Below are 15,464 nucleotides of genomic sequence, written 5' to 3' on the forward strand. Positions count from 1 at the left end.
TGAATACAGAACTTAGAGCTGGATTCTGTAACCAAGAATGAGGCTGAGATTTTTTTCCGTGTCGTCGAGATTTTGGCCACTGTTCAGGGAGCCTTCCTGCTTACCTTGGGTATAACGGAGGCCTACCATCAGATTAGAAAAATTGCCGTCAACACCAGCACCCCAGCGGAAACCATCCCCTGTCGCATCGTCGCTGCCGTTGTAAATTCTGAGTGACGAATAGCCGACCAAACCATATACATCCAGTGAACTTTCAGAACCCATGTGGAATCGTTTACCTACCGGAATATTGGCAGAATATGAGTAGTCTTCTTTGTAACCCCCGTAGGTCTTTTCGAAGTCATCGTTGTTCAATAGTGCGAATTCGAGTTCACCGCCAAGAAAAAAACTGTTATCGGCGATATTTTTGGCACCTACATGTACGGCAAATTTTTCGCCTGTTTCATCAGCAAACTCGTGCGCTCCAATGCTTCCTGCAATGTAGAAATCTTGTTCATTCGCTTGTGCAGCACCTGATGCCAGTGCCGCAAACAGCAAGCCGGTTCCCAACTTCATTTATTAAATTCCTTTTCCTAACCAGTTATTACGCTATTGAAATAGCGACTATCAAACGTAATTCCTGTTCAAATTACAGGAGGCAGAAAAAGGGAGTTTGTATCTTATTTAATAAAGGAAAGGCTTTGTTTGTATTTATATTAATTTAAATGCATTGCGCTGATATGCAGGGGGGCAAGTCTTGTATTAATTAACATTCAAATCTTGCCCAATTATTTAACGAGGGTTATTTCTTTAATTCAATTTGATGTGCTTCTGACCAGTTCCTCAAGTCATCAAGAATCTTTAATGCAGACTGGCCGAACTCTGTGAGCTCATAACTAACAGCAATAGGACGATCACTGATCACCTTGCGTAAAACCATGCCCTCACTTTCCAGCTCCTTAAGTCGCTGGTCGATCATCTTTTTGCTGGCACCGCCTAATTGACGGGCGAGATCATTAAAACGGACTGGGCCATCTTTTAAATGATAAATGATTGAGCCTTTCCACTTGCCGCCAATCAGTCGCATCGCGCGTTCAATCGCACAGGGCTCCGTGCACACATTGGTCGCAGATTTCCGGCCGCGACTGTCAGTTTCTATTTTCGCTACCAACTTAGAATGCCTCGCTCTAAAAAGACCCTAGGTTACAAAAAGTAAACTGGTTGAAAAGAAGGTAAAGGTTACCATAATTAACCACACAATACATTCTATACCCAAACAACCTGAAGATGCCGGATTCAGCGAGTTTGACTGGTGTTGTGATCGCGGCGTCCCTTTGTAGGTGTAGTCACCTCCATCAAAAAGGGACAACAAAGAGCACGACGTCAGTCAACTCGCCCGAAGGGAGGCCCTCAATACGCCCACTTCATCGTTAAATTCCACGGAAATAGAACGACTATTCCTCGCGAAATTTGCCTTGAATTGAACGCATTGAGGGCCTCTGAATGCGAGCATCTTCAGGTAGTTTGGGTATATACCCTTGCAGACTGGTATGCCGATTTTTGCAGGGGGTAAAAAGGGAGTTCACCGTGACTGATAAAATCAAAATCGACATTGTGTCTGACGTTGTATGCCCGTGGTGCATCATCGGCTACAAACGCTTGGAGAGAGCTATCGATGAGCTGGGTATGCAGGACGTTATCGAGCTTGAATGGCAACCGTTCCAACTCAATCCTCATGTGGGACCGGAAGGTGAGAATTTGCGAGAGCACTTGATGGGTAAATACGGCATCAGTCGGGAAGACAGCGACCGTAACCGCCAAAATTTGACACAGTTGGGTCAAGAGCTTGGCTTTCAGTTTACGTTTTTCGATGAGATGAAAACCCTGAACACCCGCGATGCGCATATTCTTTTGGAATACGCAAAAGAAAAGGGGAAGCAAACGGCACTCAAGCTGCGTTTGTTTGATGCTTACTTTTCTGAGAAGCAGGACATTTCGAACCGAGATATTTTGGCGAAACTGCTTGAAGAAGTGGGTCTAAGTGCCGAAGAGGGCATGGCCAAGCTAGAAGACGCCAAAGCAGCCAAGATCTTCGACGACACTCAGAATTACTGGCGTGGACTTGGTGTTTCCTCTGTTCCAACGATCGTTTTCAATCGCGAAAGTGCAGTGACAGGCGCTCAACCTGTCGACGTGCTAAAGCAGATATTGAAAGAATTGGATTCTTAATATTGAGAAAGTCGACACATGGATCGTTCATTAGAATGCTCTGAATTTTAATATGACACGGATGTGATTATGAGTCTGTCAGACCACCCTCTCTGGCGTAAGCCTCAACACCATTTGGACAGCGGTCATGCCAGTGATCATGTTCACTGGCTTGAGCTGTTCTATGACCTGGTGCATGTAGTTTCTATCTTCGTTCTGGGCAATTACCTCAGCCATCATCTTAGTGTGGAAGGCTTTGCCATCTTTGCCATGCTGTTTGTGGTGGTGTGGTTCGCCTGGTTCGATCTCAGCCTGTTTAACTCGCTGTACGTGAGTACAGATATTCGCCACCGATTGGTGATGGCAGCACAGATCTTAACGGTGATGTTGATGACCTCGTCGATCCATTCGATCGACCATGGCGGTTGGGCGTTTTTTGCCGTCGGTTACGCGCTGAACCGTTTTATCATTGCATATCTTTATCGCAGGGCGAGGAAAGTGGGGGATTCTGAGGAGTCTCTGCCTTGTGAAATGTCCCGTAACTACGGGATTGCTTCCGCCATTTTTGCAGTCAGCGCTTTCCTGCCTCAGCCCTATGGTTACATCCTGTTTGGTATTGGCATGCTGGTGATTTGGGCGCTTTTCGTTATGCCTAAAATCGGCATTATCCGCCATGATCGATTGGTACCAAGACTTGGTCATATGGCAGAGCGCTTTGCCTTGCTGCTCTTGATTGTGGTGGGTGAGGGCTTCTTCAAACTGATCATAACACTGTCGGAATATGGCGTGTCTAATGTATCGCCAGATGTGTTTGTTAACTACGTTATTGGCGGGTTCTCGTTGCTGGTGATGTGCTGGATTTACTTCGACTTTGCAGGCAACGGAAAACCACGAAGCACAGATCCTAAAACCATGATGCAGTGGACGTTATCTCACCTCTTGCTTATGTTGTCTGCGGTATGTGTGGGTGTGGCTTTGTCTGCTGAAGTGAAAGTGGGCTTCTGGGATCACTACCCGTTCAAGTATGCAGTCATTGGTTGTCTGGGTCTGGCTGGCTATCTCTATGCGTTGCTTCTTATTCAGAATGTGATTGAAGAGCGTACGGCACACCAATTTGCGACCGCTAAAATCCGCATGGTGGGCATTGGCCTATCCTTTGTGGCGCTAGCGATTGTCGCTTTTGTTCCGGCACTCATCGGCAACTTCGTTTGGGGTGCAGCGCTGATTTCTCAGGCGGTGATCCCAATGCGAAATGCGTATGTCGCGATATCAGCGGCCGACACGCAAGCCAAAACTGAAGTGGAAGATGCGGGTTAATGCAGGTGCAAGCGGTCGACAAAAAGCTGCCGGAATCCATCACGCCTTTTCAAATCGCGGTGCTGGTGCTTTCTGTATTTGTCGTGCTTTCGCTGATGGTGGAAATTCTGTTCCCACTCTCTGCTGAAACGCGACAGATCCTGCTATATGTAGACACCCTGATCTGCGGGGTGTTCTTCATCGATTTCGTTCAACAGTTCCGCGCAGCAGAATCCAAGCTGCAATATATGAAATGGGGATGGCTGGATTTGATTTCCTGCATTCCTTTGATGGACGTGAACCAATTTGCCCGTATTCTTCGTGTGGTGCGTCTGGTTAGGGCCATCAAGTCGATATCCATGATTACCCATGCCATCAGTGAAAATAAAGCGTCGTCCTCACTCCATTTTCTGATTGCGACTTCGCTGATCATGATGGTGTTTGGTTCTATCTACGTGCTTTCTCTTGAGCGCGGCATGCCGGGCGCAAACATCCAGACGGCGGCAGACGCATTTTGGTGGACTTTCATTACCATCACGACCGTAGGTTATGGCGATTTCTATCCCGTGACTTTCGAAGGAAGAATTGTCGCCATTATGCTGATCACTATGGGGGTGGGCATGTTTGGCAGCTTTACCGCGGTGTTTGCTTCTTGGCTGATTGCTGAGCCGAAGGACAACAACTCGCCGGCATTGGAAGCAGAAGTGCAATCTCTGAGGAAAGAGATTCAGGAGCTAAAAGCGCTGCTAAAAGACAACAAAGGCGTCTAACCAGACGCCTTTATTTTTCGTGTAAACAGCTCTTCTTATCGTTGGGTCAGTGCCAACTTGATACCCAGCCCGACAAACAAGGTTCCCGTTACCCGGTTAAACCAGCGGATAAATGCAAGCTTTGCCAAGGTTTGCTTCATCAACTTTGCCGCACCACCATAAAACATCAAAGAGCCAAAAGAGATAGCCATAAAGCTCAGCGTCATGATGAAAAACTGCGGTGCGACAGGCGCGTTGGTATCCAGAAACTGCGGAAAGAACGAAGCAAAAAAGACGATGGCTTTAGGGTTGGTTATCGCCAGTAGCAAACTTTCGCCAAAGTAATGGTGATAGCGCTTATTCGGTTTTTCACCCTCTTCAACTTTTGAATTGCCTATTCGACTTGAGCGAAAAATCTTGATGCCAAGGTAGATGAGATAAATGGCGCCTATGGCTTTAAAGACAGTAAAGACGAGGGATGATGTCATCAAGAGTGCGCCCAAGCCAAGCATAGACACCACTGAGAGAATGAACAGCCCGACGATATTGGCAAAGCTTGAGGTGGCAACCACTGACATTTTTCCCGTGAGACCATTACGGATGGCCAGCAAAATAGCGGGCCCCGGGCTGGTGACATAGAAAAATGAAACGAAAAGATAAAGCAGAAAAGTCTCTAGCTGCATGAAAAGCACTCCTCCATAAGCGTTGGGAGGCTTTATAGATCCAGATAAAGCCTCAACATGTCTTTATGTTGAACCCCATTTTCCCAAATAGGCTCATCATAGTTGTCTAAAAAATGGTCTTTGACAACATCAAATACCCGAAAGCCCATTCGCTGGTAGAAAGTGAGCTGATAACCAAACGTACCCGTACCTAATTCCAGCCTTTTCATGTCTTTGGCACGAACGAATTGGATCATGTATCGAAGCAGTTGTGTGCCACAGCCTTTGCCCTGAAAGTCTGGGGACACCGCAATGTTAAATAGCTCCGCACGTTGGTTACCGATAGGCTTGACCACGCATGCTGCGACCACATTGTCATCAGATGTTGCAATGACACACCAAGAATCAAGTAGATAAGAGGCGATGCTGGATGCTGATGGATCCGCTTCGAGGAGCAGTGACGCAGGAATATGTTGGGGTGTTACTTCGCTGAAAGTGATATTAGCAGGCATCTGATAGATACCTTTTCATAGTAATTTTAAACATCGTAGAAATAAGCATAAATATCCTTTTTGTCGAGCATGGCTCTGTCCTTTGGCTTATCCATCACCAGATAGGACTGCGTAGAGCGGCTCACCGGTTTTCGCGCAACGAAATTCGACCGTATTCCCCTATGGGTCGCTAAGGTAAAGATCATTGCCAACACTTTCTGAACGATAGCGAGCGGTGAATTCAACATGCTCAACACCATGTTGGTCTAGATGCGCAATAATTTTGTCTTCGTCCAGTGGAGAAATCAGTAGACAAAGATGGTCAACACTCTTCTCTGTCTCTTCTGGTGCTCCACCACCTTGTCGTCCCAGTTGACTATGAATATCGACAATATCAATCAAGGCATTGCCCGCGCGCAAATGGGTCAGCAAACCACGGAACGCCAGTATAAATTGCGATCATTGCCTCGCGTTTTTCAGTTCTGAGAACCAGATGATCTATGCCCAGAATGTTAAGCATGATTCCTCTTGAATGCGGTGACGCGACGTGTGCCTCGAAATATGGACTTTTTGCGCGGATTACAGAGACGTAATGGGCAAGCTGCGGCGACGTGCTTTGGATTTATACCATGTTTCTTTTAAGCACCATCCAAGAGTACTAAGGAGTACAGATAGGGTGGTGAACATCAGTATTTGCGTTGGAAATTGGAGGAAAAATGCTTCAACGCCTGAATTGGGTTCGTAAAGGAATAGCGAAGCCAGACGCGATGACAACAGAACGATGGTAAGGAACAAAGCGGTACGGACGATGTAAGAGAACTTTCCATAGCGGCGTTCTTCTCCCCATCGATAAAAGCGTTTGTCGAGTTCCATATTCGTTCCGGATTTTCAATTAAAACATTGATGCGAAAGAATAAAACGAACCTTTAACTTTTTGCATTGCGAGTTGTAAATTTGCGAGTGACTCAGCGGGACGCACGGTTAAAAAAGCGCGGTGCATCCTGCCTTGGGAGATGAACGAGGTTTAGGTTAGCTTCAATCGCGGTGTTTACCGCCAGAGAAGTTGGCGTGCCGAGCGTAATCAGTGTGGCGACACCAGATAACACCGCTTTTTGCACCAATTCGATGCTGCAACGACTGGTGACCAGTAAGGCTTGAGTCGGTGCCAGCGCTTTGCTTCGGATTGCCGTTCCCAGTGCTTTATCCAGCGCATTATGGCGGCCGATATCTTCCCGGCACAGCAAAATCCCGCCTTGTTCATTGACCAGCATCGCTGCGTGAATGGCACCGCTGATATGTCCCAAAGACTGCCACTGACGGAGAGACTCCCTCAGCTTGAGGATGCTGTCGTTGTTGAGAGTATCGATATATGGCAAGGGTTCAAATGTCGGTATGGCGTGTTCGAGAGATTCTGTACCGCAAATCCCGCACCCCGTGCGACCAGCCAAATGACGCTTCGTGAGGGAAAGTCTCGCCTGTGCGCGGTTGGCAAGCTGCACATTCGCAATCAGCGCGTCGTCTTTCTGTTCGATGTTGATGTCGTGGATTTCGCTACCACTTCGGATAATCCGCTCACTGAAAGAAAAACCATATATGAAATCTTCAATATCCTGTGGTGTCACCATCATCACTGCGTGGCTGATACTGTTGTAGCTGATGGCCAGTGGCGTTTCAGTCGGCAGGGTTGCAAACGAAGTGACCTGACTCTCGTCATCAATGTAATGATGCAGCGAGTGGGGAGGAAGTGGCGCATCCGGCTGCGCTTCGTCATCTTTCATTTTGCGATTGGTCATTCTCAGCCCTGAGCGGTGTGTATGTCACGAAGCATAGTGCCAACCAGTTTAACGCGTTGCCCCAAAGTGTAAAAAAGGTGACGTCACACTTTGTCGCAAACGCATTTCGGGCGGGCGCATTTGCACATTTCCCAGTGAGATCACCGCTTTACCATGCCTTTATACGGTGGCGTTTTTCCGCCTGACAGCAATGAAAAGACTACACTTTTCAGTGCCGTGACAAATTCAGTGACGGCGTTAGATTTTCCGGAATTCAGGACAATGGAATGACAGATTACTCAGGATTCGGGCTGTTTAAACACGCGCTCACTTTCCATGAAAACTGGCAACGGGCATGGCGAAACCCGACGCCGAAACCTCTTTATGACGTGATCATTGTTGGCGGTGGTGGCCATGGTTTGGCAACGGCTTACTATCTTGCCAAGGAATGTGGCGTTAAGAATGTTGCAGTGGTGGAAAAAGGCTGGCTTGGTGGCGGTAACACGGCACGTAACACCACCATTGTGCGTTCCAATTATTTGTGGGATGAAGCCGCACACCTCTACGAACACTCTCTCAAACTCTGGGAAGGTCTTTCCCAGGAGCTCAATTTTAACCTGATGTTCAGTCAACGTGGCGTGTTGAACCTGGGGCACAATCTTCAGGACATGCGTGATATTGAACGTCGTGTTAGTGCAAACAGACTAAACGGTATCGACAGTGAAGTGCTGGACACCAAAGGGGTACAGGATTTAGTGCCACTTCTCGATTGCTCTGACAATGCACGATACCCAGTTCTAGGTGCGAGTTGGCAGCCAAGGGCTGGCGTGGCGCGACACGATGCCGTTGCCTGGGGTTATGCCCGCGCTGCCGATCAATTGGGTGTGGATTTAATTCAACAAACGGAAGTGACCGGTCTTCGTATTGAAGATGGCAAGGTGAAAGGTGTCGAAACCTCTCGCGGGTTTATCGGCGGGGAAAAAGTAGGTTGTGTGGTTGCAGGTAACTCGGGTGAGTTGGCGCGAATGGCGGGAATGACGATGCCACTGGAATCTCACCCTTTGCAGGCCATGGTATCTGAGCCTGTGAAGCCCTGTATCGACACTGTCATCATGTCTAACGCTGTTCATGGCTACATCAGCCAGTCAGACAAAGGCGACTTGGTGATTGGTGCGGGTATCGACAGCTATAACGGCTTCGGTCAGCGCGGCTCTTTCCCAGTCATCGAACACACGATTTCAGCGATCATCGAGATGTTCCCTTTCCTCAGCCGTGTGCGAATGAACCGTCACTGGGGCGGGATTGTAGATACCTGCCCCGATGCTTGCCCCATCATCAGTAAAACCGACATTCAAGGGCTCTACTTCAACTGTGGTTGGGGGACCGGGGGTTTTAAAGCCACACCTGGTTCGGGTCATGTGTTTGCTCACACTATCGCGAACGATTCGCCGCACCCTATCGCGGCACCATTTAACCTCAACCGTTTTGTAACGGGCCATCTGATTGACGAACACGGCGCTGCCGGTGTGGCGCATTAGGGAAAGGAACGCAGATGCTACGGATTTATTGCCCCTACTGTGAAGAATACAGAGAAGAAGACGAATTCAGCTATGGCGGTGAAGCGCACATTGTTCGCCCGCTGGAACCCCAAGCCCTGAGCGATAAAGAATGGGGACACTACCTGTTCCATCGCAAGAACATTAAGGGCAGCCACCGCGAAATGTGGTATCACGCCGCGGGCTGTCGCAAGTTCTTCAACGTGCAGCGAAACACAGTGACTTACAAGATTGAAGCGGTATACAAAATCGGTGAGTCCGCTCCCGAGGAGAATGGGGAGGCGGGTGCATGAGCCAGGTTAACCGTTTAAGCGAAGGCGGACGTATAGACCGCAATTCCTCTTTCACATTTACTTTTGAAGGCAAAGTGTATCAGGGCCATAAAGGCGATACCTTGGCCTCCGCACTGCTTGCTAACGGCGTGAAAGTCGTGGGACGCAGTTTCAAATATCACCGTCCCCGCGGCATTTTGGGGGCAGGTGCAGAAGAGCCGAACGCGATTTTGCAGCTTGGTTCTAACGAAGCGACCTCTTTGCCAAATCAGCGCGCGACACAGACTGAGCTTTATGATGGCCTTACTGCCCGCGTTGCCAATGCCTGGCCAAGCCTTGATAAAGACTTTCTTTCCGTTGTGGGAAAAATTGGCGGTGCAATGATGCCTGCCGGCTTTTACTACAAGACCTTCATGTATCCGGAATCCCTTTGGCCGACCTACGAAAAGCAAATTCGTAAGGCGGCGGGGTTGGGTGAAATTCCACGCGCAAACGATCCGGATCAATACGATCACATGCATCAGCATTGTGAAGTGCTGATTGTTGGCGGTGGCGCTGCAGGCCTGGTTGCGGCAAGACAGTTTCTGGGGTTAGGGCAGCGTGTTATCTTGGTGGATGAACAGTCAGAATTTGGCGGAAGCCTGCTGCATTGCCGCGAGAAGATAAATGGCAATCCTGCAACCGATTGGGTCGCTGAGACGCTTGAACTTCTCGAGGCTGACCATAACTTTATGCTGCTGCCAAGAAGCACCGCGTTTGGTTATTACGACCACAACTTTGTGGGTGTCGTGGAAAGGCTTACCGATCACTTGGGTGACGACGTTAACGGTGTTCGCCAGCGCATCCATCACATCCGCGCGGAGCATGTTTTGCTGGCCACGGGCGCGATAGAACGGCCACTGGTCTTTGGTAATAACGATCTGCCAGGCAGCATGTTGGCTTCGGCAGTTCAGATTTATCTCCGTCGTTATGCGGTTGCACCGGGCAATGAGCTGATACTGATGACCACCAATGACGAAGCCTATGACGCGGCGATTGAGTGGCACAACAGTGGCAAGACGGTTGTTGCTATTGTGGATACACGTACCTTCTCTGATGGCGATCGTGTTAAAGAAGCCAAGGCTTTGGGCATTACCGTCATGCACGGTCATGCCGTAACCAGCCTCCAAGGTGGCAGCCATGTCACTGGTGCGGAAGTGGCTGCTATCGACCGTGATGGAAAGAGTGTTACGGGTGCAATGAAAGTGCTGAGCTGCGATACGGTGGCGACCAGCGGCGGCTGGAGTCCTGCGCTACACCTAAGTTGTCACACGGGTGGCCGACCGACTTGGCGTGATGACATTGCTGGATTCGTGCCTTCAAATACCGTTGAAGGAATGGATTACGCAGGTGCTGTTAATGGAGAAATCACACTGCTGGACGTGATTCAGGACGGCGCTGCAAAAGCCAAAGTCATTGCAGACGCGCTGGGCGCAGAGCTCGCCGAAACGACCGTTCCTGTCGTCGACACTATGCAAACCGACCCTGCTATGGCGATGTACTTGGTGCCTTACCGTTTACCGGTCAGCCGCGCGCCCAAACAGTTTGTCGATTTTCAGAATGATGTTACCGCTGCGGGTATCGAGCTTGCGGTTCGTGAAGGTTACGAATCCATCGAGCACATCAAACGCTACACCGCGATGGGCTTTGGTACCGATCAGGGGAAAACGGGCAATATTAACGGTATGGCGATTGCTGCCAATGCAATGGGTAAATCCATTGCTGAAACCGGGACCACCATTTTCCGTCCCATGTATACGCCCGTCACCTTTGGTGCATTGGCGGGGCAGCATGTCGGCAAACTGTTCGATCCGGCGCGATATACCGCGATGCACGAGTGGCATGTCAAAGAAGGCGCGTTGTTTGAAAATGTGGGCCAATGGAAGCGCCCTTGGTATTACCCGAAGAACGGCGAAACCATGGATGAAGCCCTGGCGCGTGAGTGTAAGGCAACCCGCGAAAGTGTCGGTATTTTGGATGCCTCCACACTCGGTAAAATCGATATTCAGGGTAAAGATGCCCGTGAATTCCTGAACCGCATTTATACCAATGGCTGGGACAAACTGGCACCGGGACGTTGTCGCTATGGCCTGATGTGTCACGAAGACGGCATGGTGTTTGATGATGGCGTGACATCCTGCATTTCAGATTCTCACTTCATCATGACAACCACATCGGGTGGTGCAGCAGGTGTGCTGCAATGGCTGGAAGTGTGGCATCAAACCGAATGGCCAGAGCTTGAAGTCTACTTCACCAGTGTGACGGACCAATGGGCGACCATGACGATTTCCGGTCCAAATTGCCGCAATGTGCTGCGTCAGTTGGTTGGCGATGAAGATGTCTCTGAAGAGGCTATGCCGTTCATGAGCTGGAAGCCGATGAAAGTGGCAGGCGTGGATGCCCGCGTTTTCCGCATCAGTTTCACGGGCGAGCTATCGTTCGAAATTAACGTGAATGCGAACTACGGCCTTTACGTGTGGGAGCAGGTGATGAAAGCGGGTGAAGCTTATAACATCACCCCTTACGGCACGGAAACCATGCACATTCTGCGTGCAGAAAAAGGCTTTATCATCGTGGGACAGGATACCGATGGCTCGGTGACGCCGCAGGATCTCAATATGGGTTGGATTACCGGTAAGCAGAAAACTTACAGCTTCCTGGGTCGTCGATCCTGGTCACGGGAGGACACTTCCAGAACTGACAGGAAACAGCTGGTAGGCCTGAAATGTGTAGAATCGCACAAGGTTATTCCAGAAGGGGCACAGGCAGTAGATAACCCTGACCAACCTGTTCCAATGACCATGGTGGGGCATGTCTCCTCTTCATACTTCAGTGCCGTATTGGGGCATTCCATTGCATTTGGTCTCATAAAAGATGGTCTTAACCGCATGGGGGAATATGTTTACTTCCCATTGGCGAATGGCAAGACACTCAAGGCGGAGATTTGCAGCTCAGTTTTTTACGACACCAAGAATGAGAAGCCGATGAACGCGAATGAGGATGAGGTATCGGCACTATCAGAAAGCTATGAACCAGTAAAACGCACACCTGTGCATCATCTTGGTAAATCGCACCCGCCTTCACCGGGCGTGCATTTACACGAACGCGATGGTGTAAGTCACCTTGTGTTACGTGGTGAGCCTACTTCAGAGTTCTCAGCTGCGGTGGAAAGTGCATTAGGGCTGACGTTGCCAGTCTCACCTTGTACCTCTTCGGTGAACGATTCGCTGCAGCTCTGGTGGCAATCGCCAGATGAGTGGCTGATCCTGAGCTTCGACCAAGATGCAGGTACCATCGAGAAGAAACTTCGGGAAGCGTTGTCAGGGCATTTCCAAATAACGGATGTCACTGGCGGGCAGACATTGTTGACACTGACTGGCTCTCACGCCAAAGACGTGCTGAAGAAATCTGTTTCCTACGATGTCGATGGCAGAAGCTTCATTACGGGTAAGTGCGTTGGCACATCTTTCGCCAAAGGGCAGGTGTTTATGCGCCATCACAGTGAAAACTGTTATGACCTGATTGTGCGCCGAAGTTTTGCTGACTACATCGCGCTTTGGATACAGCAATCGGCCGACGAATACGGGTTGGCGCTGGACTGCTAACTCAATACTCATTGCCCGCTTCATGCGGGCTTTGTTTTTCTTAGCCCCGCGACACTTTATTAATGTGTTTTAGTGATATTGTCGATAAAACAATAACGAGATGGCGCGCTTGGATTTTATCACTGACCCTTTGTTTTACCTGATGGCTATCCCTGCCGTGCTGATTTACGGCATCGGTAAAGGTGGGTTGGGTGGCGCTCTGGGTATCATCGCCGTTCCTTTAATGGCGCTGACGATAGCACCGACACAGGCCGCGGCTATCTTGCTACCTATTCTTCTTGTGATGGACGTATTCGCCGTTCGTTATCACTACCGCAACGCTGATTATTCCGTGATCAAGAAGATGCTGCCGGGTGCGCTGGTGGGCATAGCACTTGCTGGCGTCTACATGCAAGCCGTTTCGCAGGCAGGGTTGAAGTTGACGATTGGGGTATTGTCGCTATGGTTCTGTGGTCAGTATTTACTGAGCCTGTTAGGAATGGCGAGACCCGCCAGAAGGCGAAATAACACCTTGGCAGCCACGCTTTGGGGCGGTGTGAGCGGATTTTCCAGCACCACCATCCACGCTGGCGGCGGTCCTGCGAGTATCTATCTTCTTCCTCTCAGACTCGAAAAAGTCACGCTGGTGGCTACCATGGCGGTATTCTTCGCTATGTTAAATGTGGTGAAACTTATTCCCTATGCAGCTCTTGGCGAGTTCGATGCCAACAACTTATCTACGGCATTGATACTCATGCCATTAGCACCAATCGGGGTGGCGCTGGGCGTCAAGCTTCTGCACCGCGTTAGTCAGACACGAATTTACCAACTTTGCTATCTATTCCTTTTCCTGTCGGGCGTAAAGCTTTCGGTTGACGGGATTGACGGGCTTCTTTGACTATTTCCTGCTTAGCCTGAATGCCAATGATACCGCTAGACTCTGAGCCAAACAGAGTGTCGCGGTTTGGGAGCGAAAGGAATCAACCTCCGCTTCTTTAATCACAAAGCAAGCGTCGCTATTTGCCGCAAGAGGGCTCACCTGACTGTCGGTAAAAATGATTTGTTTTGCTTTTTTTGTTGCGGCGAACTCGCAGAGATCAACCGTTTCTGGCGAGTAAGGGGAAAAGCTCGCACCAATCACCACGTCATTTTTGCCTACCAAGGCTAACTGCTCAGCTGCCATGCTGCCGAATCCGTCGACAATCACAACGCGGCGTTCTAGATGACGAAGCGCATAACCCAGGTATGAGGCGATGCTGAAAGCACGACGCATCGCTACGATGTATATGGTTTCCGCGTTTTCTAATAGATCGACAGCTGCATCCAACTGCTCGGGGGCGACTGCATTGGAGAGCTCCTGAAGCGCGACGGTATTGGCGTGGCTAAACTGCTGCAGAATATCAGAAGGCGTTTCCAGCTCTCTTTCTTCACCTTGGGCGTTTTGCAGAAGGCGGGCGCGTTCGGTATAGCTGCTGGTTTCCTCTACGAGGTTTTTGCGGAACAGTTGCTTCATTTCGTTGAAGCCGCTGAATTCAAATGCATTGGCAAAGCGGATCAGTGTCGAAGGCGGCACATTCGCGTGAGTGGCAATGACGGCTACCGTGTCGAAGGCAATGCTGTTGGGGTTATCCAACACATAGTGAGCTACCTGCTGAAGCCGTTTACTCAGGTCGTGATAGCGGTGACGGATTTGTTGTTGTAATTCAGCGAGGTGAGTTGCAGTTGCCATAGCGATCCCTGATTTAGCACGTCTATGGCAAGTGTAATGTTTCGTTAGAGAATAAGAAATGGAATTTTTATTCCAATCCTTTTTCTAATAGTAAGTGCAGGCGGCTTAGCTGAACGTGATTTCACAGAAGTGAGGGTTATCAACTAAGGCCTTCATCGAGGTTACATTGTCGAGCACAACCAACACTTCTTCACCATCGACATCCAGCACCATACATTCCTCTTTCTGGATATTTCGCGCGGTATCTTTGGCAATGCCTTCGTTAACGCCACCATCCTTCATCTTTAGTCTCACTGGGTAGTGATACAAACAGGCGATTTCAACATAGTCATACTCGGCACATTTGATCATGAGTGTTTACCTCCAAGGGTATCCTTTACTATTAGTTTACCCTATGAGCAAAAACCCGCTAATCATAGCGGGTCAATATACTCAAACGACCTGAAACACTTATTTTGTGGCTTCGGGTGAAACAGGTAAAGGCACTGCAACCACCTCTACACGACGGTTCTCGGTTCTGCCTGCTGCTGTTTTGTTGCTTTGTACGGGCTTGGTTTCCCCTGCAGAGACCGTTTTGAGTTGCTTCTTGTCTCCGCCAGCACTAACCAAGTAGCCTTTGACTGACTCTGCGCGTTTCAGACCCAAGGTCAGGTTATAAGCGTGCGAACCTACGCTGTCGGTATGACCTGTAATGGAGAGTGGTGTTGATGAGGTTTTAATGGAATCCACAACCCCTGCAAGGATCTTCTTTCCGGTAGGGGTCAGGGAAGACTTATCAAACCCGAAGTGTACTTTAGCGATTAATCCGCTCTTACCTTGTTGAACTTTAGGTGTCTCACGCACCAAGAGCTCCGCACATTCTTTATTGAGGCCAGCGTTGAGCAGGGCGTTGATGAAGATTGGGGTGGTTGGAAAAGCGTTGGTTTGGCGTTCAAGTTGTAGGTAATGCGCCTTATGAAAAAAGACATCAGTCGATTGCCCCACATCTATTTTGAACCTGACCTCTGTTTGCTTGTCTGAACAAATGTCCTCAAACACTGTTGCCGAAATGTTAGATGCTAGAGTCGGCATCGCCACGCTGCTCAATGCAATAAAAAGCGCAGGAAGGGTAAAGGTGGCTTTCATAA

General features: G+C 49.3%; 17 protein-coding genes. 7 read left to right on the forward strand and 10 right to left on the reverse strand.

Features of this window, described 5'->3' with window-relative positions; genetic code table 11:
- Positions 1-12 precede the first annotated feature (12 nt).
- Positions 13-555, reverse strand: coding sequence for an outer membrane beta-barrel protein (locus G5S52_RS11725; protein ID WP_165013730.1), 543 nt, complete (start codon positions 553-555; stop codon positions 13-15).
- 226 nt (positions 556-781) lie between these two features.
- Entirely contained in the window at positions 782-1,150 is a 369-nt protein-coding gene (locus G5S52_RS11730; protein WP_039850580.1) for a winged helix-turn-helix transcriptional regulator, read from the reverse strand.
- A 416-nt stretch (positions 1,151-1,566) separates the two neighbouring features.
- Between G5S52_RS11730 and G5S52_RS11735 the strand changes: the two genes are divergently transcribed.
- The 3 genes from G5S52_RS11735 to G5S52_RS11745 all read left to right on the forward strand — a co-directional run bounded on the left by G5S52_RS11735 (position 1,567) and on the right by G5S52_RS11745 (position 4,253).
- Positions 1,567-2,208, forward strand: a complete 642-nt coding sequence (locus G5S52_RS11735) for a DsbA family oxidoreductase (RefSeq protein WP_165013732.1) — start codon at positions 1,567-1,569, stop codon at positions 2,206-2,208.
- Positions 2,209-2,277: 69 nt separating this feature from the next.
- Positions 2,278-3,504 carry a low temperature requirement protein A gene (locus G5S52_RS11740; protein ID WP_165013734.1) on the forward strand — a complete coding sequence of 409 codons (1,227 nt, stop codon included), beginning with the start codon at positions 2,278-2,280 and terminating at the stop codon, positions 3,502-3,504.
- Positions 3,504-4,253 (forward strand): potassium channel family protein, encoded by a 750-nt coding sequence (locus G5S52_RS11745; protein WP_002539798.1) that lies wholly within the window; start codon positions 3,504-3,506, stop codon positions 4,251-4,253. The genes G5S52_RS11740 and G5S52_RS11745 overlap by 1 nt, the downstream gene beginning before the upstream one ends.
- 35 nt (positions 4,254-4,288) lie before the next feature.
- Here the strand turns inward: G5S52_RS11745 and G5S52_RS11750 are convergent, their stop codons facing one another.
- The 5 genes from G5S52_RS11750 to fdhD form a co-directional block, all read right to left on the reverse strand.
- A complete protein-coding gene (locus G5S52_RS11750) occupies positions 4,289-4,915 on the reverse strand; it encodes a LysE family translocator (protein WP_165013736.1) in 627 nt (208 codons plus the stop codon).
- A gap of 32 nt (positions 4,916-4,947) precedes the next feature.
- Entirely contained in the window at positions 4,948-5,406 is a 459-nt protein-coding gene (locus G5S52_RS11755; RefSeq protein WP_046307347.1) for a GNAT family N-acetyltransferase, read from the reverse strand.
- A 159-nt stretch (positions 5,407-5,565) separates the two neighbouring features.
- The gene (locus tag G5S52_RS11760; protein WP_235956205.1) at positions 5,566-5,817 is read right to left on the reverse strand and encodes a VOC family protein; all 252 of its coding nucleotides are present in this window, start codon (positions 5,815-5,817) and stop codon (positions 5,566-5,568) included.
- 147 nt (positions 5,818-5,964) lie between these two features.
- Positions 5,965-6,258, reverse strand: coding sequence for a hypothetical protein (locus G5S52_RS11765; RefSeq protein WP_165013738.1), 294 nt, complete (start codon positions 6,256-6,258; stop codon positions 5,965-5,967).
- Between the two features lie 92 nt (positions 6,259-6,350).
- On the reverse strand, positions 6,351-7,178 hold the full coding sequence (gene fdhD, locus G5S52_RS11770) for a formate dehydrogenase accessory sulfurtransferase FdhD (RefSeq protein WP_165013740.1): 828 nt from the start codon (positions 7,176-7,178) through the stop codon (positions 6,351-6,353).
- A 266-nt stretch (positions 7,179-7,444) separates the two neighbouring features.
- On the opposite strand from fdhD, the gene G5S52_RS11775 reads away from it, so the two are divergent.
- The 4 genes from G5S52_RS11775 (at position 7,445) to G5S52_RS11790 (ending at position 13,506) form a co-directional block, all read left to right on the forward strand.
- Positions 7,445-8,695, forward strand: coding sequence for a sarcosine oxidase subunit beta family protein (locus G5S52_RS11775; RefSeq protein ID WP_165013742.1), 1,251 nt, complete (start codon positions 7,445-7,447; stop codon positions 8,693-8,695).
- A 14-nt stretch (positions 8,696-8,709) separates the two neighbouring features.
- On the forward strand, positions 8,710-9,006 hold the full coding sequence (locus G5S52_RS11780; protein WP_165013744.1) for a sarcosine oxidase subunit delta: 297 nt from the start codon (positions 8,710-8,712) through the stop codon (positions 9,004-9,006).
- Positions 9,003-12,629, forward strand: coding sequence for a sarcosine oxidase subunit alpha family protein (locus tag G5S52_RS11785; RefSeq protein ID WP_165013746.1), 3,627 nt, complete (start codon positions 9,003-9,005; stop codon positions 12,627-12,629). Before G5S52_RS11780 ends, G5S52_RS11785 begins: the two co-directional genes overlap by 4 nt.
- 109 nt (positions 12,630-12,738) lie before the next feature.
- A complete protein-coding gene (locus G5S52_RS11790) occupies positions 12,739-13,506 on the forward strand; it encodes a sulfite exporter TauE/SafE family protein (protein WP_165014002.1) in 768 nt (255 codons plus the stop codon).
- Here G5S52_RS11790 and G5S52_RS11795 read toward each other — a convergent pair whose 3' ends face one another.
- The 3 genes from G5S52_RS11795 to G5S52_RS11805 form a co-directional block, all read right to left on the reverse strand.
- Positions 13,507-14,337: a MurR/RpiR family transcriptional regulator gene (locus G5S52_RS11795; RefSeq protein ID WP_165013748.1), complete on the reverse strand. Its 831-nt coding sequence runs from the start codon at positions 14,335-14,337 to the stop codon at positions 13,507-13,509.
- Positions 14,338-14,442: 105 nt separating this feature from the next.
- Complete coding sequence (locus G5S52_RS11800) at positions 14,443-14,688, reverse strand: Rho-binding antiterminator (RefSeq protein ID WP_165013750.1); 246 nt, start codon at positions 14,686-14,688, stop codon at positions 14,443-14,445.
- Between the two features lie 99 nt (positions 14,689-14,787).
- Entirely contained in the window at positions 14,788-15,462 is a 675-nt protein-coding gene (locus G5S52_RS11805; RefSeq protein WP_165013752.1) for an OmpA family protein, read from the reverse strand.
- Between the last annotated feature and the right edge of the window lie 2 nt (positions 15,463-15,464).

Origin of the sequence: Grimontia sedimenti (assembly GCF_011045095.1) — a bacterium.
GTDB classification, from domain to species: Bacteria; Pseudomonadota; Gammaproteobacteria; order Enterobacterales; family Vibrionaceae; genus Enterovibrio; species Enterovibrio sedimenti.